The organism is Enterobacter sp. 186315 (assembly GCF_053290175.1).
Genome location: NZ_JBPTTK010000009.1, coordinates 122728 through 148588, shown reverse-complemented (window position 1 = coordinate 148588; position 25861 = coordinate 122728). Strand labels below are relative to the sequence as shown.

The window sequence follows — 25861 nt, the reverse complement described above, 5'->3', positions numbered from 1 at the left end:
TTCAAATAGATAAAGGCCGTCCAGGGCGATTGATCCAGGTCATCGCCGACAGAGGCTAAAAGTGGCAGGCTTGTCCCCTTTGTTCGGGACGGTCTATCAGATTATGCAGTTACAGAAATTAGTCAATATGTTTGGTGGGGATCTTTTGCAACGTTACGGGCAAAAGGTTCATAAGCTGACGCTGCACGGCGGTTTTAGCTGCCCGAATCGCGACGGCACCATCGGGCGTGGCGGCTGCACATTCTGTAACGTCGCGTCGTTTGCTGACGAAGCGCAGCAGCACAGCTCCATCGCGGAACAGCTCGCCCATCAGGCGAAGCAGGTCAACCGGGCGAAACAGTATCTGGCCTATTTTCAGGCCTACACCAGCACCTGGGCAGAAGTGCAGGTGCTGCGATCCATGTATCAGCAGGCGGTCAGCCAGGCCAGTATCGTCGGTTTATGCGTCGGCACGCGCCCGGACTGCGTGCCGGAGGCGGTGCTGGATCTGCTCAGCGAGTACAAAGAGCAGGGGTATGAGATCTGGCTGGAGCTGGGTTTACAGTCCGCGCACGATAAAACGCTGCACCGCATCAATCGCGGCCACGACTTTGCCTGCTATCAAAACACCACCCGTCTTGCCCGCGAGCGCGGACTGAAGGTGTGCTCCCATCTAATTGTTGGCCTGCCTGGCGAAGGCCAGCAGCACGCGCTTGAAACGCTGGAGAAGGTGGTGGAGACCGGCGTCGACGGTATCAAGCTCCACCCGCTGCATATCGTCACGGGCAGCATCATGGCGAAAGCCTGGGAAGCTGGCCGCCTGAGCGGCATTGAGCTTGATGAATACACCGTGACCGCCGGGGAGATGATCCGCCATACGCCGCCGGAGATCGTCTACCACCGCATCTCGGCCAGCGCCCGCCGCCCGACGCTTCTGGCACCGCTCTGGTGTGAGAACCGCTGGACGGGGATGGTTGAAATCGACCGCTATCTGCATGAGCACGGCGTTCAAGGCTCGGCGCTGGGACGCCCGTGGGTTCCGCGTCTACCGGCGACGGCCACCTAACAGGCTGCCCAGCATCCCGCGCACAATCTGATTCGTCACCTGCCGCGCCGCGCTTTTCGCCATGGTCTGCACCACGCCATCCCGCTTGCCGCCGCGCGGCCCGGTCGTGCCAAACAGGATATCTTTTAGTCCTCCGAGGATCCCGTCGTCCTCAACGGCAGTTTGCCCTTTTGCGGCAGGCGCGCCCTGTGATTCCGTGGTGGCCTGCACCCCTTTTTGTAGCATCTCGAACGCCGATTCGCGATCCACTTCGTCTTCGTACTTCCCGTAAACCGGCGAATGGTTGATCAGGCTGTTGCGCTCGTCGTCGGTCACCGGCCCCATGCGTGAGAAAGGTGCAATCACCATCGCCCGCTCGACTATCGACGGGCTGCCTTTCGCATCCAGGAAGGAGATCAGCGCTTCGCCGGTGCCCAGCGCCTGGATTGCGGCTTCGGTATCAAATGCCGGATTCGCGCGCATGGTCTGGGCGGCGGCTTTGACCGCCTTCTGATCTTTCGGCGTAAAGGCGCGCAGGGCGTGCTGCACACGGTTACCCAACTGCCCCAGCACGTTATCCGGGATGTCGGACGGGTTTTGCGACACGAACCACACGCCGACGCCTTTAGAGCGGATCAGGCGAATGACCTGCTCGATTTTATCCAGCAGCACCTGCGGCGCGTCGTTAAACAGCAGGTGGGCTTCGTCGAAGAAGAAGACCAGCTTCGGTTTTTCCAGATCGCCCGCTTCGGGCAGCTGCTCGTAAAGCTCGGAGAGCATCCACAGCAGGCTCGCCGCGTAGAGTTTGGGCATCTGGTAGAGCTTTTCTGAGCTGAGGATGTTGATCACGCCCTTGCCGCTGCTGTCGGCGCGCATCCAGTCTTTAATATCCAGCATCGGTTCACCGAAGAAGTGCTCGGCTCCCTGCTGCTCCAGCGTCAGCAGTCCGCGCTGGATAGCGCCTACCGAGGCGCTGCTGATATTGCCGTACTGGTTCTGGAAGGATTTGGCGTTGTCACCGATGTACTGGGTAATGGCGCGCAGATCTTTGAAATCAAGCAGCAGCAGACCCTGGTCGTCGGCGATGCGGAAAATAATGTTCAGCACGCCGGACTGCACGTCGTTCAGGTTGAGCAGCCGGGCGAGCAGAAGCGGGCCGAGGTCGGACACGGTTGCGCGCACCGGATGGCCTTTCTCACCGAAGATATCCCATACCACCACCGGGCTGGCCTGCGGTTCCCAGTCGTTCACGCCGATATTTTTCAGCCGCTCAAGCAGTTTCTCAGAGGCCGTGCCTTCCTGAGCCACCCCGGTTAAGTCGCCTTTCACATCGGCCATAAAGACCGGAACGCCAATCGCCGACAGGGACTCTGCCAGCTTTTGCAGGGTGACGGTTTTCCCCGTCCCCGTGGCGCCCGTAATCAGGCCGTGGCGGTTTGCCATCGCCGGAAGCAAAAACAGCTCTTTATCCAGCGTGCGGGCAATTAACAGTGGTGTACTCATGATCAACGTCCTCTTTTTGTCCTGCGTGGAGTATAGGCAACCTGACGGCAAGATGAGTGAGTAAAATCCTGACTTTGCGGCGCATTATCCAGCGCGGACTATGCTTTTGCATACGGTTCACAAAATTTTGGGAAGCTATGTCCAGATTCTTTTTTAACGACCGCAAACAGCTGGTCAACGACGCCATTGAAGGTATTCTGATCTCCGCTCCGCACGGCAATCTCGTCAAACTTGATATCGACCCGGCGATCCGCGTGGTGGCGCGCAGCGACTGGGACAAGAGCCGCGTGGCGGTAATTTCGGGCGGCGGCTCGGGTCACGAACCGGCTCACGCGGGGTTTGTGGGTAAAGGGATGCTGACGGCGGCGGTCTGTGGCGATCTGTTTGCCTCTCCGAGCGTAGATGCCGTGTTGAACGCCATTGTGGCGGTGACGGGCGATCGCGGCTGCCTGCTGATCGTCAAAAACTACACCGGGGATCGCCTTAACTTCGGCCTGGCGGCGGAGAAGGCCAAACGCTATGGCCTGAAAGTCGAGATGGTGATTGTGGCGGACGATATTGCCCTGCCGGACAACAAGCAGCCGCGCGGTATCGCGGGTACGGCGCTGGTGCATAAAATTGCGGGTTACGCCGCCGAGCAGGGTAAGTCGCTTGGCGAAGTGCGGGATATTGCGAAGCAGGCCTGCGATAACCTCTGGAGCCTAGGCGTTGCCATGCAGACCTGCAACCTGCCGGGCAGCGACGAGGCGGAGGGGCGCATCAAAGAAGGCCACGTTGAGCTTGGGCTGGGCATTCACGGCGAGCCTGGCGCATCGGTGGTGGATACGCAAAACAGCAAGGCTATCGTCGATAAGCTGGTTGATACCCTGAAAGCGCAGGCGGGCGAGGGGCGTTTCGCCGTGCTGATTAACAACCTCGGGGGCGTGTCGGCGCTGGAGATGGCGCTGCTGACCAAAGAGCTGGCGCATTCGGCGCTCAAAGAGCAGATAGCCTACCTGATTGGTCCGGCGCCGCTGGTAAGCTCGCTGGATATGAAAGGGTTTTCCCTGTCGCTGCTGAAGCTTAACGACCTGTTCGAAAAGGCGATTAACGAAAATGTGCAGACGCTCGGCTGGCAGAAGCCCGTGCGGTTTGCGCCGCTGAAAACCCAGCCGACGAGCGCGATCCACGATCGGGTGGAGTATACCCCTTCAGCCAATGCGCAGGTGGCCGGATATGTGGCAGCCGTAACGGACAGGCTTATCCAGCTGGAAAATCGGCTGAACGCGCTGGATGCCAAAGTGGGGGACGGCGATACCGGTTCAACCTTTGCGCAAGGGGCGCGGGACATTGCGCAGCTTCTGGAATCCGATAAGCTCCCGCTTAACGATCTGTCGACGCTGCTGATGCTGGTGGGCGAACGGCTGGCAACGGTGATGGGCGGTTCAAGCGGCGTGCTGATGTCTATCTTCTTGACCGCCGCCGGCCAGAAGCTGCATGACGGCCAGCCGCTGCCCGCTGCCTTACTGAGCGGGCTGGCGCAGATGAAACATTACGGCGGAGCAGATCTCGGCGATCGCACGCTGATCGACGCGCTGCAACCGGCGCTGGAAGCGTTGCAGAAGGGCGATCTTCAGGCGGCAGCGAAGGCTGCACAGCAGGGGGCCGAGGCGACCGCGAAAATGGAAAAGGCCGGGGCCGGACGTTCATCGTATGTAAATAAAGAGAATCTGGACGGGGTGACGGATCCGGGAGCGGTTGCGGTGGCAGAGGTGTTTTCCGCCGTGGTAAATGCAAAACGGTAACAACCGTTACCGTTTTTAGTGTTTGCGCCCTCTCCCGGTGGGAGAGGGTTGGGGTGAGGGCATCAGGCCGCATACATCCGGCTATCTCACATCAGAAATCCGCTTTCAACACTACGCGGTAGCGGGCTTTGCCGTCGCGAACGTGCTGGATAGCCTCGTTGATTTTTGACATCGGATACAGTTCGGTGGTCGGCGCCACTTTTGTGCGTCCGGCAAACTTCATCAGCTTGCGCAACTCGTACGGCGTACCGGTTGCAGAACCGGACACGCTGCGATCCCCGCCGATCAGGGTAAATGCCGGAACCGGCAGCGGCTTCATGACCGCGCCGACGGTATGGAAGTTACCGCCATAGGCCAGTGCTTCAAAGTACGGTTGCCAGTCGAGATCGACGTTCACGGTGTTGATGATCAGATCGAACTGACCCGCCAGCGCTTTTAATGCCTCCGGATCGCGGCTGTTCACCACTTTATCCGCACCCATCGCCAGCACTTCTTTCTCTTTGGCCGGGTTAGAGCTAAACGCCGTCACTTCGCAACCCATCGCGTGCAGCAGCTTGATGGCGATGTGGCCCAGACCGCCAATCCCAATCACGCCTACGCGGCTGGTGGCGGTGACGTGGTGCATCAGCAGCGGTTTGAAGACGGTGATACCGCCGCAGAGCAGGGGGCCCGCGGATTCAATATCAATGCTGTCCGGCAGCGGAATAACCCATTGCCAGTCGGCACGCAGTTTATCGGCGAAACCGCCTTTGTTGAGGATGGTCGGAACAGACCCTTCAAGGCAGTTGATCTGATTGCCGCTGATACAGGCATCGCAGTGCCCGCAGCTTCGAGCCGTCCAGCCAATGCCCACGCGCTGACCAATCTTCAGCCCTTTGTCCTGAGCGGCTGTGCCGAGCGCGGAAACGCGGCCGATCACTTCGTGTCCGGCAACCAGTGGATATTGTGAGAAGCCCCATTCGTTGTCGATCATGGAGAGATCTGAGTGGCAGATCCCGCAGTAATCGACCTGTACTTCGACGTCTTCTGCTTTTAGTTCGCCCGCATCGTATTCGTACAGTTCAAGCTCTGCACCCGCCTGCGGTGCGGCGTAGCTTTTTATCTTCGACATCGTGTTTCCCCCGTTGTGGTGTGAACTGAGAGTGTAGAGCATCCAGTTTACAGCCGCTTAACAGAAGAGGGCGGAAAGGGAATTTACAGAATTTTCAGCATCCTGACTTCGCAATCGACGTGGCCGGTGCAGCCCAGCGGCGCATCGATATGCTCAAAGCCCAGATGTTCATACAGCGCGATGGCCTCTTTGAGGAAGGCGGTGGTTTCGAGATAACAGCGTTTAAAACCCTGCGCGCGCGCGTGTTCGAAAGCGAGCAGCGCCAGTTTCTTCGCCAGGCCCTGCCCGCGAACCGAAGGGAGGAAATACATTTTTTGCAGTTCGCAGATATCCGACTCGCTACAGCTGAGCGGCGCAATACCGCCTCCGCCCACCACCTTGCCATCCTGCTCGATAACCCAGTAGGCATGGTCAGGCTGGCTGTAAACCTGATACAGCTCGTCCAGATTCGGATCGGCAACGGTATAGCCTTTATCTGCCGTCAGCCCGTATTCGGCGGAAACGGTGCGGATCACGGCGGCGATAGCCGGGTTGTCTTTTTCTGTCAGAGGGCGCAGGAAAGGGGAGTGTGCAGGAGAAAAATTCATGTTGAGACTCAAGAAAATAAACGACGCATGATTTTATTTAATACCACTGTCATAAACGACGTGCAAGACCCATTTTCGGATATGTGCATTATTGCTGTCGCTATAAATGACAGACATACTGTTATGTTCCCTCTGGAAATAAAATCAGCATCCGTCACTTTAAAAGGAATTTGGGGTTTATGAAAAGTAGCGAGTCGGCACAGAGTATGCCGCAGACAAGCTTTTCCTTTCATGGAAAAGCCAGTAAGTATTTTATTATTTGTCTTGTTAATGTTTTATTAGTATTTATCACCCTCGGTATTTACTTACCCTGGGCGATGGTGAAATGCCGTCGCTATATTTATAGCAATATGGAGCTTAACTGCGCTCGCTTTAATTATCATGCTTCAGGCGGTGCTTTCTTTGTGAGCTGGTTGTTGATACTGGTCATCATTGTGACAGGAGTGATCATATGTCACCAAATCAACCCAGCGCTTACCGGGCTTCTCGTGATTGCATTCACCATCTTAATGCCCTTGATGGCGATTAAAAGCTGGCGTTACCAGGCTATGATGACAAGTCTACACAATGTACGATTCGGTTTTCACTGCTCAGCAGGCACGGCCTACTGGACGATGTTGATACTGCCACTCATTCTGATCTTTGCGAGTCTGATCGTTATTGTGTTGGTAAAAATGGTGTTGGGATACCCTTCAGATATCACCGGTTTTATTCTGGGATTAGCAACGATTATATTGGTGAGTTTTATTCTTCTCAGTATAGCGAACGGCATTCTCTGTCATCAGTGGATGAAGCTGTCAGGTAATAGTGCGCGTTTTGGTATTCATCAATTTCATATAAATGTTTCTCTTAAACGCTGCATCTCGGTCGCTATTCTTGCCATTCTCATCCTTGTGCCTTTTTGTTTCCTGATAACGAAAACAATCGGCTCGATGATTCTGGATGTTAACCTGCTTTCAACAATGGGAGAGGTGAATGCCGAGCAGCGTGAGGTGCTAATAATGAAATATCAGGCACAAATTTTCACCAGCTATCTGCTTTATTTCGCTGGCGTCATTATCACTGTCTCTTTTGCCATCGCGTCTCTGCGTAATCTCTTTATCAATGGATTAAAACTTGGGGAATCGCTTACCTTCCGCTCAACGGTGACCTTTATCGGGATGCTGAATCAGATTGTTGTGCTGGCTCTGACGATAGCGTTTACGTGCGGTCTGGCCTATCCGTGGGCGAAGATGCGCCTGCTGCGCTACCTGGCTGCAAATACGCATGTGATAGGGTCGCTGGATGAGCTTGAGCTGCGCGATTCGGATGAACCTAACGACAGCGGGTTTTTAACCGTCATGTCTCGCGGAGCGATGCCAGCGCTTCCGTTCATGTAATAAAAAAGGCCGGGGATCGCCCGGCCTTTTACACGTCAGACTGTCTTACAGCGCAGCGATAACCGCCTGCTGCTCAATCAGCTTGGTCTTCGCATCGGCGAAGGCAACCAGACGCTCACGCTCTTTGGCGATAACCGCTTCCGGTGCGCGCGCCACGAAACCTTCGTTCGCCAGCTTGCTTTCGATTTTGCCAATCTCAACGTCGACCTTCGCCACCTCTTTCGCCAGACGCGCCAGCTCGGCATCTTTGTCGATCAGGCCAGCCATTGGGATCAGCAGCTCGGCGCCGTCGATGATTTTGGTCACGGAGACCGGACCTTTGTCATCGGCTGGCAGCACGGTGATGCTTTCCAGACGTGCCATCGTTTTCAGGAAGGTGTTGTTCTCGGTCACGCGACGAACCGCCGCATCGCTGCAACCACGGAGCAGCAGTTCCAGCGGTTTGCCCGGGGCAATGTTCATCTCAGCACGGATGTTACGCACCGCAACGATCGCCTGCTTCAGCCATTCGGTATCCGCCGACGCGGCTTCGTCCACTTTCGCGGCATCGAATTCCGGGAACGGCTGGAGCATGATGGTGTCGGCATTGATACCCGCAATGACCTTCACGCGCTGCCAGATGGTTTCAGTGATGAATGGAATGACCGGATGCGCCAGACGCAGCAGACCTTCCAGAACAGTGATCAGCGTATTACGCGTACCGCGCAGCTGCGCATCCGTTCCGCCGTTCATCACCGGCTTCGCCAGCTCCAGATACCAGTCGCAGAACTGGTTCCAGGTGAATTCGTACAGAATGCCTGCCGCGATATCGAAGCGGTAGCTGTCCAGCGCTTCGCGGAACGCTTTTACGGTCTGGTTAAATTCAGCCAGGATCCAGCGGTCTGCCAGGGACAGTTCCATCTCGCCGCCGTTAAAGCCGCAATCCTGATCTTCGGTGTTCATCAGCACGAAGCGGCTGGCGTTCCACAGCTTGTTACAGAAGTTACGGTAACCTTCCAGACGCTTCATATCCCAGTTGATGTCGCGGCCGGTAGAGGCCAGCGCCGCCAGGGTGAAGCGCAGGGCGTCGGTGCCGTGAGACTCAATCCCGTTCGGGAACTGCTTCTCGGTGCGCTTGCGGATTTTCTCTGCCAGCTGCGGCTGCATCATGTTGCCGGTACGTTTTTCCAGCAGGTCTTCCAGAGAGATCCCGTCGACCATATCCAGCGGGTCGATAACGTTGCCCTTGGATTTGGACATCTTCTGGCCTTCGTCGTCACGGATCAGACCGGTCATGTAGACGGTATGGAACGGAACCTGCGGCTTGCCGTCTTCATCTTTGATGAAGTGCATGGTCATCATGATCATGCGGGCGATCCAGAAGAAGATAATGTCGAAGCCGGAAACCATCACGCTGGTTGGGTGGAACTGACGCAGCGCGTCGGTGTTTTCCGGCCAGCCGAGGGTGGAGAAGGTCCACAGCGCGGAGGAGAACCACGTGTCCAGCACGTCTTCGTCCTGACGCAGCGCAACGTCGGCGCTCAGGTTGTTTTCCTGACGCACTTCGTCTTCGGTGCGGCCAACGTAGACGTTGCCTTCGTTGTCGTACCATGCCGGGATACGGTGACCCCACCACAGCTGACGGGAGATACACCAGTCCTGAATATCGCGCATCCAGGAGAAGTACATGTTTTCGTACTGCTTCGGCACGAACTGGATGCTGCCGTTTTCAACCGCTTCAACAGCCGGTTTCGCCAGCACGTCAGCACGCACGTACCACTGGTCGGTCAGCATTGGCTCGATAACCACGCCGCCACGGTCGCCGTACGGCACGGTCAGGTCGTGAGGTTTAATTTCTTCCAGCAGGCCGAGCGCGTCTACTGCCGCCACAATCGCTTTACGCGCGGCAAAACGTTCCAGCTTCTGGAACTCAGCCGGGATGTCGCTTGAGTAAACGTCAGATTCGTTGCCTTTGGTGTCATACACTTCTGCGCTTTCACGGATATCACCGTCAAAGGTCAGAATGTTGATCATCGGCAGGGCGTGACGACGACCCACTTCGTAGTCGTTAAAGTCGTGCGCCGGGGTGATTTTCACGCAGCCGGTGCCTTTTTCCATATCGGCGTGTTCGTCGCCCACAATTGGAATGCGGCGGTTAACCAGCGGCAGCACCACGAATTTACCGATCAGATCTTTGTAGCGCGGATCTTCCGGGTTAACGGCCACGCCGGTATCGCCCAGCAGGGTTTCCGGACGGGTGGTCGCAACGACCAGATAATCTTTACCGTCAGCGGTTTTTGCACCATCGGCCAGCGGATAGCGGATGTGCCACATGGAGCCTTTAGACTCGCGGTTTTCCACTTCGAGGTCGGAAATCGCGGTACGCAGTTTTGGATCCCAGTTGACCAGGCGCTTGCCACGGTAAATCAGATCTTCTTTGTACAGGCGAACAAAGACTTCTTTCACGGCGTTGGAAAGACCTTCATCCATGGTGAAGCGCTCGCGCTCCCAGTCCACGGAGTTGCCGAGGCGGCGCATCTGACGGGTAATGGTGCCGCCCGATTCCGCTTTCCACTGCCAGATTTTGTCGATGAAGGCATCGCGACCGTAGTCGTGGCGGGTTTTCCCCTCTTCAGCGGCAATTTTACGCTCAACCACCATCTGGGTCGCGATACCCGCGTGGTCAGTCCCCGCCTGCCATAGGGTGTTTTTACCCTGCATACGCTGGTAGCGGATCATGGTGTCCATGATGGTCTGCTGGAAGGCATGACCCATATGCAAACTGCCGGTGACGTTCGGCGGCGGGATCATGATGCAGAAGGACTCTTTGCTTTCATCGCCGTTAGGCTTGAAATAGCCCTGCTGTTCCCAGTGCTCGTAAAGCGGCTGTTCGATATCGCGTGGGTTATATGTCTTTTCCATTATTTCCAGGTTGCCGTATTCAGGTTAAAACCAGCCAGGCGGTACGCTTTGTAGCGCTCGCGTGCCAGTTGTTTCAAGGTTTCTTCGTAGGGGACAAAGTCTACCACTTCTGTGAAAGCGGTGGCAAAATCTGCAAAGTCGATGCGCAGGCTAATCAGAATATCGCGCGGGCTGCTGTTGCGCTTTTGCGGCCAGGCGATTTCAACCGGTGCGCCGCCGCGCGGCCCCTCTCCCGACAGGTTATGCGGAACAAAACTCTCCGGCGGGCGCGCCCATAGCGCTTCATCAAGGCGGATCGCCTGCTGCTCATCTTCACAGGCAATGAGAACGCGTTTGCCTGCGCGCCAACGTTCTGCGGCAATCTCACACACCAGCTGTTCCACGGCGCTGAGGCCATCCTGATGGGTGTCGTTGTCCAGAAGGTAGAACGTTGCATTCTTCATATATGGGGTTTCTTGTCGTGGATTTAAATGTAAAGCCGGGTGGCGCTACGCTTACCCGGCCTACGGTTGAGTGACGTTGTAGGCCGGGTAAGGCAAAGCCGCTACCCGGCATTTTACATTACTCGTCGCCGTTAAAACCCGCACGATTGAGCAGGAACTGCGACAGCAGCGCGACCGGACGACCGGTTGCGCCTTTAGCCTTACCGGAGCGCCATGCGGTGCCCGCGATATCCAGGTGCGCCCAGTTGTACTTGCGGGTAAAGCGCGACAGGAAGCAACCCGCGGTGATAGCACCACCCGGACGGCCACCGATGTTCGCCATATCCGCAAAGTTAGACTCCAGCTGCTCCTGGAATTCGTCGCCCAGCGGCAGACGCCACGCGCGGTCGCCAGCCTGTTCGGACGCGCCGATAAGCTCGTGCGCCAGCGGATTGTGGTTCGACATCAGGCCGGTGATGTGATGGCCCAGCGCAATCACGCATGCGCCGGTCAGCGTGGCGACGTCAATAACCGCTTCTGGCTCGAAACGCTCAACGTAGGTCAGCACGTCGCACAGCACCAGACGGCCTTCGGCGTCGGTGTTCAGCACTTCGACGGTCTGGCCGGACATGGTGGTCAGCACGTCACCCGGACGATACGCGCGTCCGCCAGGCATGTTTTCACAGCCCGCCAGCACGCCGATAACGTTAATCGGCAGCTGAAGCTCCGCCACCATGCGCATCACGCCGTACACCGCCGCCGCGCCGCACATGTCGTACTTCATCTCGTCCATGCCTTCGGCTGGCTTGATGGAGATACCGCCGGAGTCAAAGGTCAGCCCTTTACCGACCAGCACGACAGGGCGCGCATCTTCGGACGGGTTGCCCTTGTATTCGATGACCGACATCAGGGATTCGTTCTGGGAGCCGTTGCCGACCGCCAGATAAGAGTGCATGCCCAGCTCTTTCATCTGCTGTTCGCCAATCACGCGGGTGATGACGTTTTTGCTGTAAGAGTCCGCCAGCTGGCGCGCCTGAGAGGCCAGGTATGCCGCGTTACAGATGTTTGGCGGCATGTTGCCCAGATCTTTTGCCGCTTTGATGCCCGCAGCAATCGCCAGACCGTGCTGAATGGCGCGCTCGCCGCTGGTCAGCTCGCGACGGGTCGGCACGTTAAAGACCATTTTACGCAGCGGACGACGGGGTTCGCTTTTGGTGGTTTTCAGCTGATCGAAGCTGTACAGGCTCTCTTTTGCCGTTTCGACGGCCTGGCGCACTTTCCAGTAAGTGTTGCGGCCTTTTACGTGCAGTTCGGTCAGGAAGCAAACGGCTTCCATAGAGCCGGTATCATTCAGCGTATTGATGGTTTTCTGAATAACTTGCTTATACTGACGTTCATCCAGTTCGCGCTCTTTGCCGCAACCAATCAGCAAAATGCGTTCGGAAAGCACGTTTGGAACATGGTGCAGTAACAGCGTCTGCCCAGGTTTGCCTTCCAGTTCGCCACGGCGCAAAAGGGCGCTGATATAGCCGTCACTGATTTTATCGAGTTGTTCGGCGATCGGGGAGAGTCGGCGTGGTTCAAAGACGCCCACAACGATGCAGGCACTCCGCTGTTTCTCCGGGCTACCGCTTTTTACACTGAACTCCATGCACTACGCTCCTGAATCTTAAAGACAACGGCGGCCGCTACGGATAGAATTGAAACCTTTCGTAACTCATGTCCGCTGTTGTGGTGACTTCGTGTTAATCTTACGTTATTACGGTTTCGACACGTCAGAAAAAGTCCTGAAGCGTGAATCCGCCGGGTTTTTTAATCTTAGCGATGATTTCGACGACTCAAGAGAATAAATGACGTTTAAGCCATGAAACAAGCGATTTTCCAGCAAAAAGACGGGTTTTTACGGGCGTATTTAAAGTGATAATCATAAGATATCTGGTGCGGGAAACGCTCAAAAGCCAACTGGCGATCCTGTTCATCCTGCTGCTGATCTTCTTCTGTCAGAAGCTGGTGAAGATCCTCGGTGCGGCCGTTGACGGCGAAATTCCAACAAATCTGGTGCTCTCCCTGCTTGGGCTGGGGATCCCTGAAATGGCGCAGCTTATCCTTCCGCTGAGCCTTTTCCTCGGCTTGCTCATGACGTTGGGCAGGCTCTATACCGAAAGTGAAATCACGGTAATGCACGCGTGCGGCTTGAGTAAAGCCGTACTGGTGAAGGCCGCCATGCTGCTCGCGCTGTTCACCGGCATTATTGCTGCTGTGAATGTGATGTGGGCAGGGCCGATGTCCTCTCGCCACCAGGACGAAGTGCTGGCTGAAGCCAAAGCGAACCCGGGTATGGCGGCGCTCGCGCAGGGGCAGTTCCAGCAGGCGACCGACGGTAACTCGGTGCTGTTTATTGAAAGCGTGGACGGTAGCCGATTCAACGACGTGTTCCTCGCGCAGCTGCGCACCAAAGGCAATGCCCGTCCGTCGGTGGTGGTGGCCGATTCCGGTCAGCTGGCACAGCGCAAAGATGGCTCTCAGGTGGTGACGCTCAACAAAGGCACCCGCTTTGAGGGCACCGCGATGCTGCGTGACTTCCGCATTACCGATTTCCAGAACTATCAGGCCATTATTGGACATCAGGCAGTGGCGCTCGATCCGAGCGATACCGAGCAGATGGACATGCGTACCCTGTGGAACACGGATACCGACCGGGCGCGCGCCGAGTTCCACTGGCGCATCACGCTGGTGTTTACCGTCTTTATGATGGCGCTGATTGTCGTGCCGCTGAGCGTGGTCAACCCGCGTCAGGGGCGCGTGCTGTCGATGCTGCCTGCGATGCTGCTCTATCTGGTGTACTTCCTGCTGCAAACCTCTATTCGTTCGAACGGCGCGAAAGGCAAACTCGACCCGATGATCTGGACGTGGGCGGTGAACAGCCTGTACATCCTGCTGGCGCTGGCCTTAAACCTGTGGGATACGGTGCCGATGCGCCGCATTCGTGCCCGTTTCTCACGTAAAGGAGCGTTGTAATGCAGGCGTTTGGCGTTCTCGACCGCTATATCGGTAAAACCATTTTCTCCACCATCATGATGACCCTGTTCATGCTGGTGTCGCTCTCCGGCATCATCAAGTTTGTCGATCAGCTGAAAAAAGCCGGGCAGGGCAGTTACGACGCGCTGGGCGCGGGGATGTATACCCTGCTCAGCGTGCCAAAAGATGTGCAGATCTTCTTCCCGATGGCGGCCCTGCTGGGCGCGCTGCTGGGCTTAGGGATGCTGGCGCAGCGCAGCGAGCTGGTGGTGATGCAGGCGTCGGGCTTTACCCGTATGCAGGTTGCGCTGTCGGTGATGAAAACGGCGATCCCGCTGGTGCTGCTGACCATGGCGATTGGCGAATGGGTCGCGCCGCAGGGCGAGCAGATGGCGCGTAACTACCGTGCTCAGGCGATGTACGGCGGTTCCTTGCTTTCAACACAGCAGGGGCTGTGGGCGAAAGACGGCGACAGCTTCGTTTATATTGAACGCGTGAAAGGCGACGATGAGCTGGGTGGGGTGAGCATTTACGCCTTCAACAAAGAGCGTCGTTTGCTCTCCGTGCGTCACGCCTCGTCCGCGAAGTTTGACCCTGAACACAAGCAGTGGCGCCTGTCGCAGGTGGACGAATCCGACCTGAAAGATCCTAAGCAAATCACCGGCTCGCAGACCGTTTCCGGCACCTGGAAAACCAACCTGACCCCGGACAAGCTGGGCGTGGTGGCGCTGGATCCGGACGCGCTCTCTATCAGCGGCCTGCACAATTACGTGAAATACCTGAAGTCGAGCGGCCAGGACGCCGGGCGTTACCAGCTCAATATGTGGAGCAAAATCTTCCAGCCGATGTCCGTGGCGGTGATGATGCTGATGGCGCTGTCGTTTATCTTTGGGCCGCTGCGTAGCGTGCCGATGGGGATCCGCGTAGTCACCGGGATAAGCTTTGGCTTCGTGTTCTACGTGCTCGACCAGATCTTTGGCCCGCTGACGCTGGTATACGGCATTCCGCCGATTATCGGCGCGCTCCTGCCGAGCGCCAGCTTCTTCCTGATCAGCCTCTGGCTGCTCCTGAAACGTTCCTGATTACCCTTTCTCTCGCTCCCGGCTCCCGGGAGCGAGGCTAATCTCCTGTTATACCCCGCACTTTTTCTCACAAGCTCCCCCGTACTGCCCTGAATTTGAGTATTATTGAGCCATAACGTCGTAAAGGGATCCTCTATGAAGCAAATTCGAATGCTGGCCCAGTACTATGTCGATCTGATGATGAAGCTCGGCCTGGTGCGTTTTTCCTTGCTGCTGGCACTGGCGCTGGTTGTTCTGGCGATTGTCGTCCAGATGGCGGTCACGATGGTCCTGCACGGCCAGGTAGAAAGTATTGACGTTATTCGCTCGATATTTTTCGGCCTGCTGATCACCCCCTGGGCGGTCTATTTTCTCTCGGTGGTGGTAGAGCAGCTTGAGGAGTCCCGCCAGCGCCTGTCGAAGCTGGTTGAGAAGCTGGAAGAGATGCGCGAGCGCGATCTGAAGCTCAACGTCCAGCTAAAGGACAACATTGCGCAGTTAAATCAGGAGATTTCAGATCGTGAAAAAGCGGAGGCCGAGCGCCAGGCCACGCTGGAGCAGCTGAAAATCGAAATGAAAGAGCGCGAGGTCACCCAGATCCAGCTCGAACAGCAATCCTCTTTCCTGCGCTCCTTCCTCGACGCTTCGCCTGACCTGGTGTTCTATCGCAACGAAGACAAAGAGTTCTCCGGCTGTAACCGGGCGATGGAGCTGCTCACCGGAAAAAGTGAAAAGCAGCTTATCCACCTGAAGCCGCAGGACGTCTATTCCGAAGAGGCGGCGGCGAAGGTGATGGAAACCGACGAAAAGGTCTTCCGCCACAACGTGTCGCTCACCTACGAACAGTGGCTGGACTATCCGGACGGGCGCAAAGCCTGCTTTGAAATCCGTAAGGTGCCCTATTACGACCGCGTGGGCAAACGCCACGGCCTGATGGGCTTTGGGCGCGATATCACCGAGCGCAAGCGCTATCAGGACGCGCTTGAGCGCGCCAGCCGCGATAAAACCACCTTTATCTCGACCATCAGCCACGAGCTGCGTACTCCGCTGAACGGCATCGTCGGGCTGAGCCGTATTCTGTTAGACACCGACCTGACCAGCGAGCAGGAAAAATACCTTAAGACGATCCACGTTTCGGCGGTCACGCTGGGCAATATTTTCAACGATATTATCGACATGGATAAGATGGAGCGTCGTAAGGTTCAGCTGGATAACCAGCCGGTAGATTTTACGGGCTTCCTGGCCGACCTCGAGAACCTCTCAGGGTTGCAGGCGCAGCAGAAGGGGCTGAGCTTTGTGATGGAGCCGACCCTGCCGCTGCCGCATAAGGTAACGACCGACGGCACGCGCCTGCGTCAGATCCTGTGGAACCTGATCAGCAACGCCGTGAAGTTCACGCAAAAGGGCAAGGTGGCCGTTCGTATTCGCTACGACGAGGGCGATATGCTGCACTTCGAGGTCGAGGATTCCGGGATCGGTATTCCGCAGGAGGAGCAGGATAAGATCTTCGCCATGTATTACCAGGTGAAAGACAGCCACGGCGGTAAACCGGCCACGGGCACCGGGATTGGGCTGGCGGTGTCTAAACGCCTGGCCAGAAGCATGGGCGGGGACATCACCGTGTCCAGCCAGCCGGGAAGCGGGTCGGTCTTTACCCTGACGGTCCACGCGCCAGCGGTAGCGGAAGAGGTAGAAGATACCTTTGAGAACGACGAAATGCCGCTGCCTGCGCTGCACGTCCTGCTGGTGGAAGATATCGAGCTGAACGTCATTGTGGCGCGCTCGGTGCTGGAAAAGCTGGGCAACAGCGTGGACGTCGCGATGACCGGCAAAGCCGCGCTGGAGATGTTCACGCCGGGCGAGTATGACCTCGTGCTGCTGGACATTCAGCTGCCGGACATGACCGGGCTGGATATCTCGCGCGAGCTGACCCGCAAATACGCCGCAGACGAGCTGCCGCCGCTGGTGGCGCTGACGGCTAACGTCCTGAAAGACAAAAAAGAGTACCTCGACGCCGGCATGGACGACGTGCTGAGCAAACCGCTGGCGGTTCCGGCATTAACCGCCATGATTAAGAAGTTCTGGGATACCTGTGATGAAGAGGAGAGCACCATGACGTCTGTTGATAACGCGAAGACACAAGCGATTCTGGATACGGCCATGCTTGAGCAATACATCGATTTGGTTGGCCCGAAGCTGATTACCGACGGTCTGGCGGTATTCGAAAAAATGATGCCGGGCTATCTGAGCGTGCTGGAATCTAACCTTACCGCGCGTGACCAGAAAGGGATCGTCGAAGAGGGGCATAAGATCAAAGGCGCGGCCGGCTCCGTGGGGTTACGCCACCTGCAACAGCTGGGGCAACAAATCCAGTCCCCGGATTTACCTGCATGGGAAGATAATGTCGGTGAATGGGTTGAAGAGATGAAGCAGGAGTGGGAAAACGACGTGGCGGTGCTGAAGGCCTGGGTGGACGCCAGAAAAAAATGACCCCGGCTAGACCGGGGTGCGCGAATACTGCGCCAACACCAGGGAAATCGTGGCTGCGCCTGATTTTTATGTGTTGTTTTCGCATGGACGCCGCCTGAATATTTAGGCCGCACGCAAATAAGATAGCAAATCTTAAATGGTTTGTTACATGAATCAGTGAAATGTGTGAAGCATAGCGTTTTAATCAAAATTATTAATGTGCCTAACGAATTTGCCAGGAAGGAACGTGATGATGAAAAAGATAGCTGTCGTGCTGAGCGGATGCGGTGTTTACGATGGTTCAGAAATACATGAAGCCGTATTAACGCTGCTGGCGCTGGCCCGACATGACGCCGGGGTGGTGTGCTTTGCACCGGATAAAAATCAGGCTGACGTCATTAATCACATTACCGGCGAGGTGATGCCGGAAACCCGCAACGTATTGACGGAAGCGGCGCGTATTGTCCGGGGCGATATTCATCCGCTGAGCGAGGCCCGGGCTGACGAACTGGATGCGCTGATCGTGCCAGGCGGTTTTGGTGCGGCGAAAAATTTAAGCACCTTTGCCACCGAGGGGAGCGACTGCACGGTCGATCCTGAGCTGAAAGCGCTGGCACAGGCGATGCACCAGGCCGGTAAGCCGCTTGGTTTTATCTGCATTGCCCCGGCAATGTTGCCTAAAATTTTCGATTTCCCGCTGCGTCTGACCATTGGTACAGACATTGATACCGCGGAAGTTATGGAGGAGATGGGCGGCGAGCATGTGCCTTGTCCGGTCGATGACATCGTGGTGGACGAAGACAATAAAGTCGTCACCACCCCGACTTATATGCTCGCGCAAAACATCGCTGAAGCCGCGACCGGGATTGAAAAGCTGGTGGATCGCGTGCTGGTACTGGCCGAATGAGCCGTAAGTTTTCCGCAGGCGCGTGGGTGAGGCGGATCCTGCTGCGTATCTTCGTCATTCTGGCGGTCTTCTGGGGCGGCGGTATCGCGGTGTTTAGTATCCTCCCGGTGCCGTTTTCCGCCGTTATGGTTGAGCGTCAGGTCAGCGCGTGGTTAAGCGGGGATTTCGGCTATGTCGCCCATTCCGACTGGGTGAGCATGGACGCGATCTCACCGATGATGGGGCTGGCGGTGATTGCGGCGGAAGATCAGAAATTCCCGGAGCACTGGGGCTTTGACGTGGCGGCCATCGAGAAAGCGCTGGCGCACAACGAGCGCCATGAAAACCGCGTGCGCGGCGCCTCTACGCTCTCTCAGCAGACGGCGAAAAACCTGTTTTTATGGGACGGTCGCAGCTGGCTGCGTAAAGGGCTGGAGGCCGGGCTGACGGTGGGCATTGAAACGGTATGGAGCAAAAAACGCATTCTGACCGTGTACCTGAACATCGCGGAGTTTGGTGAAGGCGTGTTTGGCGTCGAAGCCGCGTCGCAACGCTACTTCAACAAGCCCGCCAGCCGCCTGACGCTGTCAGAAGCGGCGCTGCTGGCCGCCGTATTGCCCAACCCAATCAAATTTAAGGCCGATGCCCCGACGGGATACGTGCGCAGCCGCCAGGCGTGGATCATGCGCCAGATGCGTCAGCTGGGTGGGGAAGGGTATATGGAGAGTCAAAAGCTTAAGTAGGGCGGGTAGGCGTAGCGTCACCCGCCAGAATAGCAGGCCTAATCTTCGTCGAAGCCGGCGTTAAACAGCGCAATCACCGCTGCCAGCGCCTCTTCTTCCTGCGGGCCGGTGGCTTCCACTTCAATCTGACGACCTTTAGCGGAGTCCAGCATCAGCAGCGCAATGACGCTGTTGGCTTCCGCTTCGGTGCCTTCATCGTTACGCAGCAGAACCTCTGCATCAAAACCCTGCATCAGCTCAAACAGTTTCATCGCCGGGCGCGCGTGCATTCCCAGCTTATTGGTGATTTCAACAGTCTGTTTTACGGTCATGTTTTACGTTTTTCCAGCGTGCGATGACGGGACTGAACGTTCTTGCCGCGCGAGCGGAAGTAGTCGGCCAGCTGTTCGGCAATGTAAACCGAACGATGTTTACCGCCGGTACAGCCAATCGCCACCGTCAGGTAGCTGCGATTGTTTGTCTCCAGCATAGGTAACCATAGCTCAAGGTAGCTGCGCGTCTGGTAGATAAAATTGTGTACTTCTGTGTGCCGGTCGAGGAACGCCGCGACGGGCTTGTCCAGACCGGTCATTGGACGCAGTTTCGGATCCCAGTGCGGGTTTGGCAGGAAGCGCACGTCGAAAACATAATCCGCATCGATAGGAATGCCGTGCTTAAAGCCGAAGGATTCAAACACCATCGTCAGCTCGCGCTCGCGTTTACCCAGCAGGCGGGTTCGCAGCATCTCTGCCAGCTCGTGAACGGACATCTCTGAGGTGTCGACAATCAGGTCGGCACGAGAGCGCAGCGGCTCCAGCAGATCGCTCTCCTGGTCGATAGCGCTTTCCAGCGAGAGGTTTTTGCTGGAAAGCGGGTGTAAACGGCGCGTGTCGCTGTAGCGGCGGATCAGCGTGTTGCGGTCAGCATCAAGGAACAGCAGCTGAGGCGAGAAGGCGTCAGGCAGATTGCTCATCGCCTGCTCAAAGACTTCCGGTGATTCGGGCATGTTACGCACGTCGATGCTGACGGCAGCAGACGTTTGACGATCCGCAAGCGTTCTCGCCAGCTCTGGCAGCAGCACGACCGGCAGGTTATCGACGCAGTAAAAGCCCATATCTTCAAGCGCACGAAGGGCGACGGATTTCCCCGACCCCGAACGACCGCTGACGATCATCAGCACCATGTTCCGTTTCTCCTCAGGACAACAGATTCGAAGGCTATCTCCCGGTTACGCATCGTCCTGATGGCCTTCTGCTTCGGTGATAATCTGGTATAACTCTTCATCACTTTGGGCTGAGCGCAGTCGACGGCAAATCGTTTTATCGGCCAGACGTTTAGCGACCAGCGAAAGCGTATGGAGGTGAGTTTTGGTCTGATCCGCAGGCACCAGCAGCGCGAAGAGGAGATCGACGGGCTGATTATCGATGGCGTCGAACGCGATAGGGGTTTCGAGCTGCACAAAAACGCCCACGGCACGAAGGGTGTCTTCTTCCAGCTTGCCATGCGGGATCGCAATACCATTGCCGATACCGGTACTGCCCATTTTTTCGCGCGTCAGGATCGCTTCAAATACCACCTGAGGCGGCAGACCCAGCTGTTTGGCGGCGAGTTCACTGATAATTTCCAGCGCACGTTTTTTGCTCTGGCAGTGAACGCCACTGCGGGTACATTCCTGGTTCAGGACATTGCTCAGTTGAAGAGCGGAATCGTTGTTTATCATAATTTCACCTAAGCGCTAACCGTACAAATGGCCTGTTGTGTTTCACAACAGGCCTTCCTGCACCCGTTAACTGCCCGGACAATTAGTGTTGTTTCAGTTTATCTTTATGTTTATTAAGCTGTCGCGCAAGCTTGTCGATCAAGCCGTCGATAGCCGCATACATGTCTTGCCCTTCCGCACTGGCATGGAGTTCACCCCCGTTAACGTGCAGGGTAGCATCCGAGATATGAGTCACTTTTTCCACTTTTAACACAATGTAGACCTGATTGATCCTCTCGAAATACTGCTCAAGCTTCGCGAACTTCGTGTTCAGGAACTCGCGTAACGCTTCAGTAATCTCGACATTCTGTCCAGTGATGTTGAGCTGCATAGTGTCTTCCTTATCGGTTGGGTCAGACCAGCTGTTTACGCTGGTTAGACGGCGGAATGGATAAAGACTCTCGATACTTCGCAACAGTACGGCGTGCCACCATAATACCCTGATCGGACAGCATGGTGGTTAACTTACTGTCACTCAGTGGCTTCGCGGGGTTTTCCGCGGCGATCAACTTCTTCACCAGGGCACGTATCGCCGTTGACGAGGCTTCGCCGCCGCCTTCGGTATTCACGTGACTGGAGAAGAAATACTTAAGCTCAAAAATACCGCGCGGGCTGTGCAGATACTTCTGCGTCGTGACGCGGGAAATGGTCGATTCGTGCATCTCGACGGCCTGGGCGATATCCGCCAGCACCATCGGTTTCATATACTCTTCGCCTTGCTCAAAGAACGCCTGCTGCTGTTCGACGATACAGCGGCTTACGCGCAGCAGCGTATCATTTCGGCTCTCAAGGCTTTTGATCAGCCATCGCGCTTCCTGAAGATTGCTCCGGATATATTGATTATCGGAGTCATTGCGGGCGCTGGTACACATTGAAGCGTACTGCTGGTTGATTTGCAGGCGAGGAATGCTGTCGGAGTTTAGCTCGACTACCCAGCGATTGTTATGCTTTCTCACCAGCACGTCCGGAATCACATATTCCGGCTCGCTGGTCTGGATCGACTGCCCCGGGCGCGGATCGAGAGACTGGATCACGCCCACCGCCTCTTTCAGCACCTCTTCTTTGAGGCGCGTGACGCGCATCAGGGAGCGGAAATCATGATTCGCCAGCAGATCCAGATGATCGCTGATGATCAGCCGGGCTTCGTCTATCCAGGGGGTGTCTTTCGCAAACTGGGAAAGCTGGATCAGCAGGCAGTCGCGCAGATCTTTCGCCGCCACGCCCACCGGATCGAAGCGCTGAATACGTTTAAGCACGGCTTCGATCTCTTCCATCTCGATCTCATCATCGCCGATACTTTCCAGAATATCGTCCAGCGTGACGGTCAGATAGCCGGTATCGTCGACGGCATCGACAATCGAGGTGGCAATGGCGCGATCGGTGTCAGAAAAGGGAGTCAGCTCCACCTGCCACATCAGGTAATCCTGAAGCGACTGGGTGGTTTCGCCCTGATAGACCGGTAGCTCGTCATCCTGGTAGTCTGCACGCGTACCGGAAGGGGTTCCGGCAGTGTAGAGTTCATCCCAGCTGGCATCCAGAGGAAGCTCGTCCGGCATCTCTTTTTGTTCGAGAGCGTCAACGGTGTCGAGCGTTTCGGTGTCTTGCGCTTGCTGAGTATCTACCTCGTCATGAAGATCGGTTTGCTCCAGCAGGGGGTTACTGTCCAGCGCCTGCTGGAGTTCCTGCTGAAGTTCTAACGTGGACAGTTGCAGCAGACGAATTGCCTGCTGGAGCTGCGGCGTCATCGCCAGTTGTTGGCTGAGCCTTAATTGCAAACCTTGCTTCATGTTCAGAGCATTTTTCTCCGGTTCGGCGTGACTTAACCTCTACCCTATCAGAGTCTGAAGTCTTCCCCAAGGTACACGCGCTTAACATGCTCATTTTCGAGGATTTGCTGTGGCGTACCGTGGGCAATCAGATGGCCCTGGCTAACAATGTAGGCGCGTTCGCAGACGGCCAGCGTTTCACGGACGTTGTGGTCAGTGATCAGCACGCCCAGCCCGCTGTCGCGCAGGTGCTCGATAATACGTTTGATGTCGATAACGGAGATGGGGTCAACGCCCGCGAAGGGTTCATCCAGCAGGATAAATTTCGGATTCGCGGCCAGCGCACGGGCAATTTCAACGCGACGACGTTCACCACCGGACAGCGCCTGGCCTAAGCTGTCGCGCAGATGTTCGATGTGGAACTCTTCCATCAGCTCGTTCGCGCGATCCTGGCGCTGCTCGCTGGTCAGATCGTCACGGATTTGCAGAACCGCCATCAGGTTGTCGTATACGCTCAGACGGCGGAAGATGGAGGCTTCCTGCGGCAGATAGCCGATACCGCGGCGCGCGCGGGCGTGCAGCGGCAGCAGGCTGATATCTTCATCATCAATGATGATATTCCCTGCATCGCGAGGAACAATGCCGACCACCATATAGAAGGTCGTGGTTTTACCCGCACCGTTAGGGCCCAGAAGGCCAACGATTTCGCCGGAGTTGACGGTCAGACTGACATCTTCAACGACGCGGCGGCCTTTGTAGGCTTTGGCGAGATTTTTTGCAGTTAATGTTGCCATAACGAATTAGTTACTCTTCTTCTGAGCCGGAGCCTGGTTGTTGCTCTTGTCCTGCAACTGTGATGGAACAAGCACGGTCGTCACGCGTTTGCCCTTCTCGCTGGAGGCCTGCATTTTTTGCTCTTTCACCAGATAGGTGATTTTGTCACCGGTGATGTTGCTGTCCAGCTGTTCCAGATAGGCGTTACCGGTCAGGATCACCAGATCTTTCGCCAGTTCGTAGTGCATGTGCGATGCACGGCCTTTTACCGGTTTCCCGTTGTCCTGCATCTGATAGAAGGTGGCCGGATTACCGTAGCCATCAATAATCTCTTTACCCTGCTCGCCGCCCGGACGCGTCACCACCACCTTGTCGGCGTTGATTTTGATCGTGCCCTGGGTCATCACGACGTTGCCGGTGAAGGTCACGACGTTGCCCTGCATATCAAGAGACTGCGTATCCGATTCAATATGGATCGGCTGCTCGGTATCGCCCGTTACAGCAAGCGCGGGGAGACTGGTCGCCAACAGCGCGCTGGCGATAATTACTTTAAGGCTGAGTTTGTTTGTTTTGAATTTCATAGGAGGTTCTAACCTTTTCAATCAGCTCGGCGTTTTTGCTGCGTAAGTTCCCGCGCATTCTCAAACCGCTGGAATTAAATGTTGTTCCGTACAGTGTCACCAGATCCTGTGACGTCACATCCTGAGTGACCAGGTTGATCTGGGCGTTATCCGTGGTGATTTTGCGCAGTTGAGAGTCAGCGGTCAGGGCGTTAACTTCAACATGGCCATACAGATAAAGCATACGGTCATTTGTCAATTTTGCTCTGTCAGACTTGATAGACCAGGTTGGCACCTTATTCTCGTCAAAGGTGGTCATCACTGGCTGGGTAAACCACGAAATTCCGTCATCTGAGAAATATTCTACGTGCTGGGCAATCAGGCGATAGTTCAGCGCCCCTTCCGGGCTATAAACCACGGTGTCGCTGTGATCGCTTTTGTAAGTCGGCTCGTTGTTGTTGACCACACCTGGCTGGGCTTCGTCGCGATCGGCAAGGTTGACGCCAATCAGTACCAGTGCGACAAGCGTTAGCAGAATGATAACCCAACGTCTGGTTTTACTCATATGGATTGCCCTTTGGCTTCATCAAGCTTGCCCTGCGCCAGCAGAAGCAGATCGCAGACTTCACGCACCGCGCCGCGTCCGCCGTTAATATGGGTAACGTAATCCGCGCGTGGGATAAGCAGCGGATGGGCATCGGCGACCGCAATGCTCAAACCCACTTCTGCCATCACCGGCCAGTCGATCAGATCGTCGCCAACGTAGGCCACATGCTCCGGCGCGATGGACAGTTTCGCCAGCAGGTCTTTGAACGCCAGCATTTTGTCAGACTGCCCCTGATACAGATGGGTAATTCCCAGCGTTTCGCAGCGATCTTCTACCAGTTTAGCTTTTCGTCCGGTGATGATCGCAACGTCGATCCCGGACGTGAGCGCACAGCGAATACCGTAGCCGTCGCGCACGTTGAACGCTTTCAGCTCTTCGCCGTTGTTGCCCATATAAATCAGGCCATCGGAGAGAACGCCGTCCACATCGAGGATCAGCAGGCGGATGTTTTCCGCCTTCGCCATCATGTGGGCGCTCACCGGGCCATAACAGGTTGCAAGGGATGCACCCGCATTACTCATTGTCTTATCCTTCATTACACTACGCCAGCACGCAGCAGATCATGCATATGTACCACACCCAGCAGTTGGTCGCCATCAGCAACCATGACTGAGGTTATATGTCGGGACTGCATTAGGTTCAGCACATCCACCGCCAGCGTGCCCGGACGAACGCGAATACCGCCCGGCGTCATGACATCGGCGATGCCCAGCGTGCGGACGTCTACGCCCATGTCGAACACCCGGCGGAGGTCACCATCGGTGAAGATGCCCTGAATTTTCATCAGATCGTCGCAAATCACCGTCATGCCGAGATTTTTACGCGTGATTTCCAGCAACGCATCGCGCAGAGAAGCCGCTTTGCTGACGTGAGGGATCTCATCGCCCGTATGCATAATGTCGTTGACCCGCAGCAGCAGCTTGCGTCCCAGCGCGCCGCCCGGGTGAGAGAGAGCAAAATCTTCTGGCGTAAAGCCGCGGGCTTCGAGCAGCGCAACCGCCAGCGCGTCGCCCATCACCAGCGCCGCCGTGGTGCTGGAGGTCGGGGCAAGACCCAGCGGACAGGCTTCTTTTGGCACTTTGACGCACAGATGGACGTCCGCCGCGCGTGCCATATTGCTTTCCGGGCGGCTGGTCATGCAGATCAGGGGAACCTGCAAACGCTTCAGAACGGGGATTAACGCCAGGATCTCGTTGGACTCGCCGGAGTTTGACAGCGCAATGACCACATCCTGCGGCGTGACCATACCCAGATCGCCGTGCGCCGCTTCACCCGGATGAACGAAGAAAGAGGAGGTGCCGGTGCTGGCAAAAGTCGCCGCCATTTTGCGCCCGATATGGCCAGACTTGCCCATCCCCATCACCACGACTTTGCCCGCGCAGTGGAATATCTTCTCACATGCCAGACTAAAATCCTGATTAATGTACTGATCTAACTGCGCCAGACCTTCACGTTCAATCTCCAGAACGTCTTTGCCTGCTTTCTGAAAGTCAAAACCCGGCTGCAATTCTATTTGCGACATAATGCG

24 protein-coding genes are annotated in these 25861 nt (G+C 56.3%); 8 read left to right on the top strand and 16 right to left on the bottom strand.

Annotation, left to right across the window (positions count from 1 at the left end):
* The first annotated feature begins 103 nt into the window (after positions 1-103).
* Positions 104-1045 carry a TIGR01212 family radical SAM protein gene (locus tag ACSVHP_RS12860; RefSeq protein ID WP_447552107.1) on the top strand — a complete coding sequence of 314 codons (942 nt, stop codon included), beginning with the start codon at positions 104-106 and terminating at the stop codon, positions 1043-1045.
* On the opposite strand, the gene ACSVHP_RS12855 is transcribed toward ACSVHP_RS12860, so the two are convergent.
* Positions 1025-2527: a helicase HerA-like C-terminal domain-containing protein gene (locus tag ACSVHP_RS12855; protein WP_447552106.1), complete on the bottom strand. Its 1503-nt coding sequence runs from the start codon at positions 2525-2527 to the stop codon at positions 1025-1027. The two genes, ACSVHP_RS12860 and ACSVHP_RS12855, sit on opposite strands and share 21 nt — an antisense overlap.
* A 137-nt stretch (positions 2528-2664) precedes the next feature.
* On the opposite strand from ACSVHP_RS12855, the gene ACSVHP_RS12850 reads away from it, so the two are divergent.
* Positions 2665-4311 carry a glycerone kinase gene (locus ACSVHP_RS12850; protein ID WP_447552105.1) on the top strand — a complete coding sequence of 549 codons (1647 nt, stop codon included), beginning with the start codon at positions 2665-2667 and terminating at the stop codon, positions 4309-4311.
* A gap of 91 nt (positions 4312-4402) precedes the next feature.
* On the opposite strand, the gene ahr is transcribed toward ACSVHP_RS12850, so the two are convergent.
* Together ahr and ACSVHP_RS12840 are read right to left on the bottom strand one after the other, a co-directional pair.
* Positions 4403-5422 (bottom strand): NADPH-dependent aldehyde reductase Ahr, encoded by a 1020-nt coding sequence (ahr, locus tag ACSVHP_RS12845; protein ID WP_447552104.1) that lies wholly within the window; start codon positions 5420-5422, stop codon positions 4403-4405.
* An 83-nt stretch (positions 5423-5505) separates the two neighbouring features.
* Positions 5506-6009 carry a GNAT family N-acetyltransferase gene (locus ACSVHP_RS12840; protein WP_234673323.1) on the bottom strand — a complete coding sequence of 168 codons (504 nt, stop codon included), beginning with the start codon at positions 6007-6009 and terminating at the stop codon, positions 5506-5508.
* Between the two features lie 179 nt (positions 6010-6188).
* Between ACSVHP_RS12840 and ACSVHP_RS12835 the strand changes: the two genes are divergently transcribed.
* The gene (locus tag ACSVHP_RS12835) at positions 6189-7388 is read left to right on the top strand and encodes a YjgN family protein (protein ID WP_447552103.1); all 1200 of its coding nucleotides are present in this window, start codon (positions 6189-6191) and stop codon (positions 7386-7388) included.
* A 45-nt stretch (positions 7389-7433) separates the two neighbouring features.
* Here the strand turns inward: ACSVHP_RS12835 and ACSVHP_RS12830 are convergent, their stop codons facing one another.
* From ACSVHP_RS12830 to pepA, 3 genes are all read right to left on the bottom strand, one after another.
* Entirely contained in the window at positions 7434-10289 is a 2856-nt protein-coding gene (locus ACSVHP_RS12830) for a valine--tRNA ligase (RefSeq protein ID WP_447552102.1), read from the bottom strand.
* Positions 10289-10732: a DNA polymerase III subunit chi gene (gene holC, locus ACSVHP_RS12825; protein WP_234673317.1), complete on the bottom strand. Its 444-nt coding sequence runs from the start codon at positions 10730-10732 to the stop codon at positions 10289-10291. The genes ACSVHP_RS12830 and holC overlap by 1 nt, the downstream gene beginning before the upstream one ends.
* 118 nt (positions 10733-10850) lie before the next feature.
* Positions 10851-12362, bottom strand: coding sequence for a leucyl aminopeptidase (pepA, locus tag ACSVHP_RS12820; RefSeq protein ID WP_234673316.1), 1512 nt, complete (start codon positions 12360-12362; stop codon positions 10851-10853).
* Between the two features lie 266 nt (positions 12363-12628).
* Here pepA and lptF point away from each other — a divergent pair, with 266 nt between their 5' ends.
* From lptF to mtgA, 5 genes are all read left to right on the top strand, one after another.
* On the top strand, positions 12629-13729 hold the full coding sequence (gene lptF, locus ACSVHP_RS12815) for an LPS export ABC transporter permease LptF (RefSeq protein WP_234673315.1): 1101 nt from the start codon (positions 12629-12631) through the stop codon (positions 13727-13729).
* Entirely contained in the window at positions 13729-14811 is a 1083-nt protein-coding gene (gene lptG / locus ACSVHP_RS12810) for an LPS export ABC transporter permease LptG (RefSeq protein WP_447552101.1), read from the top strand. Before lptF ends, lptG begins: the two co-directional genes overlap by 1 nt.
* A gap of 135 nt (positions 14812-14946) precedes the next feature.
* Positions 14947-17280, top strand: coding sequence for an aerobic respiration two-component sensor histidine kinase ArcB (arcB, locus tag ACSVHP_RS12805; RefSeq protein WP_234673313.1), 2334 nt, complete (start codon positions 14947-14949; stop codon positions 17278-17280).
* Positions 17281-17512: 232 nt separating this feature from the next.
* Positions 17513-18166 (top strand): isoprenoid biosynthesis glyoxalase ElbB, encoded by a 654-nt coding sequence (gene elbB, locus ACSVHP_RS12800; RefSeq protein ID WP_447552100.1) that lies wholly within the window; start codon positions 17513-17515, stop codon positions 18164-18166.
* Positions 18163-18888 carry a monofunctional biosynthetic peptidoglycan transglycosylase gene (mtgA, locus tag ACSVHP_RS12795; RefSeq protein ID WP_234673311.1) on the top strand — a complete coding sequence of 242 codons (726 nt, stop codon included), beginning with the start codon at positions 18163-18165 and terminating at the stop codon, positions 18886-18888. Before elbB ends, mtgA begins: the two co-directional genes overlap by 4 nt.
* 38 nt (positions 18889-18926) lie before the next feature.
* Here mtgA and npr read toward each other — a convergent pair whose 3' ends face one another.
* The 10 genes from npr to kdsD form a co-directional block, all read right to left on the bottom strand.
* On the bottom strand, positions 18927-19199 hold the full coding sequence (npr, locus tag ACSVHP_RS12790) for a PTS phosphocarrier protein NPr (RefSeq protein WP_003861872.1): 273 nt from the start codon (positions 19197-19199) through the stop codon (positions 18927-18929).
* Entirely contained in the window at positions 19196-20050 is an 855-nt protein-coding gene (gene rapZ, locus ACSVHP_RS12785; protein ID WP_234673310.1) for an RNase adapter RapZ, read from the bottom strand. Before rapZ ends, npr begins: the two co-directional genes overlap by 4 nt.
* A 45-nt stretch (positions 20051-20095) precedes the next feature.
* Complete coding sequence (gene ptsN, locus ACSVHP_RS12780; protein WP_234673309.1) at positions 20096-20587, bottom strand: PTS IIA-like nitrogen regulatory protein PtsN; 492 nt, start codon at positions 20585-20587, stop codon at positions 20096-20098.
* Positions 20588-20669: 82 nt separating this feature from the next.
* Entirely contained in the window at positions 20670-20957 is a 288-nt protein-coding gene (gene hpf, locus ACSVHP_RS12775; RefSeq protein ID WP_234673308.1) for a ribosome hibernation promoting factor, read from the bottom strand.
* Positions 20958-20979: 22 nt separating this feature from the next.
* Positions 20980-22413, bottom strand: coding sequence for an RNA polymerase factor sigma-54 (gene rpoN / locus ACSVHP_RS12770; RefSeq protein ID WP_234673307.1), 1434 nt, complete (start codon positions 22411-22413; stop codon positions 20980-20982).
* 47 nt (positions 22414-22460) lie between these two features.
* The gene (gene lptB / locus ACSVHP_RS12765; protein ID WP_447552099.1) at positions 22461-23186 is read right to left on the bottom strand and encodes an LPS export ABC transporter ATP-binding protein; all 726 of its coding nucleotides are present in this window, start codon (positions 23184-23186) and stop codon (positions 22461-22463) included.
* Between the two features lie 6 nt (positions 23187-23192).
* Complete coding sequence (gene lptA / locus ACSVHP_RS12760; protein ID WP_234673306.1) at positions 23193-23747, bottom strand: lipopolysaccharide ABC transporter substrate-binding protein LptA; 555 nt, start codon at positions 23745-23747, stop codon at positions 23193-23195.
* Positions 23716-24291, bottom strand: coding sequence for an LPS export ABC transporter periplasmic protein LptC (lptC, locus tag ACSVHP_RS12755; protein WP_447552098.1), 576 nt, complete (start codon positions 24289-24291; stop codon positions 23716-23718). The genes lptA and lptC overlap by 32 nt, the downstream gene beginning before the upstream one ends.
* On the bottom strand, positions 24288-24854 hold the full coding sequence (gene kdsC, locus ACSVHP_RS12750) for a 3-deoxy-manno-octulosonate-8-phosphatase KdsC (protein WP_447552097.1): 567 nt from the start codon (positions 24852-24854) through the stop codon (positions 24288-24290). Before kdsC ends, lptC begins: the two co-directional genes overlap by 4 nt.
* Before the next feature lie 14 nt (positions 24855-24868).
* Positions 24869-25855, bottom strand: a complete 987-nt coding sequence (kdsD, locus tag ACSVHP_RS12745; RefSeq protein WP_234673303.1) for an arabinose-5-phosphate isomerase KdsD — start codon at positions 25853-25855, stop codon at positions 24869-24871.
* Between the last annotated feature and the right edge of the window lie 6 nt (positions 25856-25861).

Bases quoted from the DNA above. Each gene is read 5' to 3' on its own strand.
- ACSVHP_RS12830 (WP_447552102.1), bottom strand. From the start codon at position 10,289: ATGGAAAAGACATATAACCCACGCGATATCGAACAGCCGCTTTACGAG.
- mtgA (WP_234673311.1), top strand. From the start codon at position 18,163: ATGAGCCGTAAGTTTTCCGCAGGCGCGTGGGTGAGGCGGATCCTGCTG.
- ptsN (WP_234673309.1), bottom strand. From the start codon at position 20,587: ATGATAAACAACGATTCCGCTCTTCAACTGAGCAATGTCCTGAACCAG.
- lptB (WP_447552099.1), bottom strand. From the start codon at position 23,186: ATGGCAACATTAACTGCAAAAAATCTCGCCAAAGCCTACAAAGGCCGC.
- arcB (WP_234673313.1), top strand. From the start codon at position 14,947: ATGAAGCAAATTCGAATGCTGGCCCAGTACTATGTCGATCTGATGATG.
- rpoN (WP_234673307.1), bottom strand. From the start codon at position 22,413: ATGAAGCAAGGTTTGCAATTAAGGCTCAGCCAACAACTGGCGATGACG.
- rapZ (WP_234673310.1), bottom strand. From the start codon at position 20,050: ATGGTGCTGATGATCGTCAGCGGTCGTTCGGGGTCGGGGAAATCCGTC.
- npr (WP_003861872.1), bottom strand. From the start codon at position 19,199: ATGACCGTAAAACAGACTGTTGAAATCACCAATAAGCTGGGAATGCAC.
- ACSVHP_RS12855 (WP_447552106.1), bottom strand. From the start codon at position 2,527: ATGAGTACACCACTGTTAATTGCCCGCACGCTGGATAAAGAGCTGTTT.
- ahr (WP_447552104.1), bottom strand. From the start codon at position 5,422: ATGTCGAAGATAAAAAGCTACGCCGCACCGCAGGCGGGTGCAGAGCTT.
- elbB (WP_447552100.1), top strand. From the start codon at position 17,513: ATGAAAAAGATAGCTGTCGTGCTGAGCGGATGCGGTGTTTACGATGGT.
- lptA (WP_234673306.1), bottom strand. From the start codon at position 23,747: ATGAAATTCAAAACAAACAAACTCAGCCTTAAAGTAATTATCGCCAGC.
- kdsD (WP_234673303.1), bottom strand. From the start codon at position 25,855: ATGTCGCAAATAGAATTGCAGCCGGGTTTTGACTTTCAGAAAGCAGGC.
- ACSVHP_RS12850 (WP_447552105.1), top strand. From the start codon at position 2,665: ATGTCCAGATTCTTTTTTAACGACCGCAAACAGCTGGTCAACGACGCC.
- holC (WP_234673317.1), bottom strand. From the start codon at position 10,732: ATGAAGAATGCAACGTTCTACCTTCTGGACAACGACACCCATCAGGAT.
- ACSVHP_RS12835 (WP_447552103.1), top strand. From the start codon at position 6,189: ATGAAAAGTAGCGAGTCGGCACAGAGTATGCCGCAGACAAGCTTTTCC.
- lptC (WP_447552098.1), bottom strand. From the start codon at position 24,291: ATGAGTAAAACCAGACGTTGGGTTATCATTCTGCTAACGCTTGTCGCA.
- pepA (WP_234673316.1), bottom strand. From the start codon at position 12,362: ATGGAGTTCAGTGTAAAAAGCGGTAGCCCGGAGAAACAGCGGAGTGCC.
- ACSVHP_RS12860 (WP_447552107.1), top strand. From the start codon at position 104: ATGCAGTTACAGAAATTAGTCAATATGTTTGGTGGGGATCTTTTGCAA.
- kdsC (WP_447552097.1), bottom strand. From the start codon at position 24,854: ATGAGTAATGCGGGTGCATCCCTTGCAACCTGTTATGGCCCGGTGAGC.
- lptG (WP_447552101.1), top strand. From the start codon at position 13,729: ATGCAGGCGTTTGGCGTTCTCGACCGCTATATCGGTAAAACCATTTTC.
- hpf (WP_234673308.1), bottom strand. From the start codon at position 20,957: ATGCAGCTCAACATCACTGGACAGAATGTCGAGATTACTGAAGCGTTA.
- ACSVHP_RS12840 (WP_234673323.1), bottom strand. From the start codon at position 6,009: ATGAATTTTTCTCCTGCACACTCCCCTTTCCTGCGCCCTCTGACAGAA.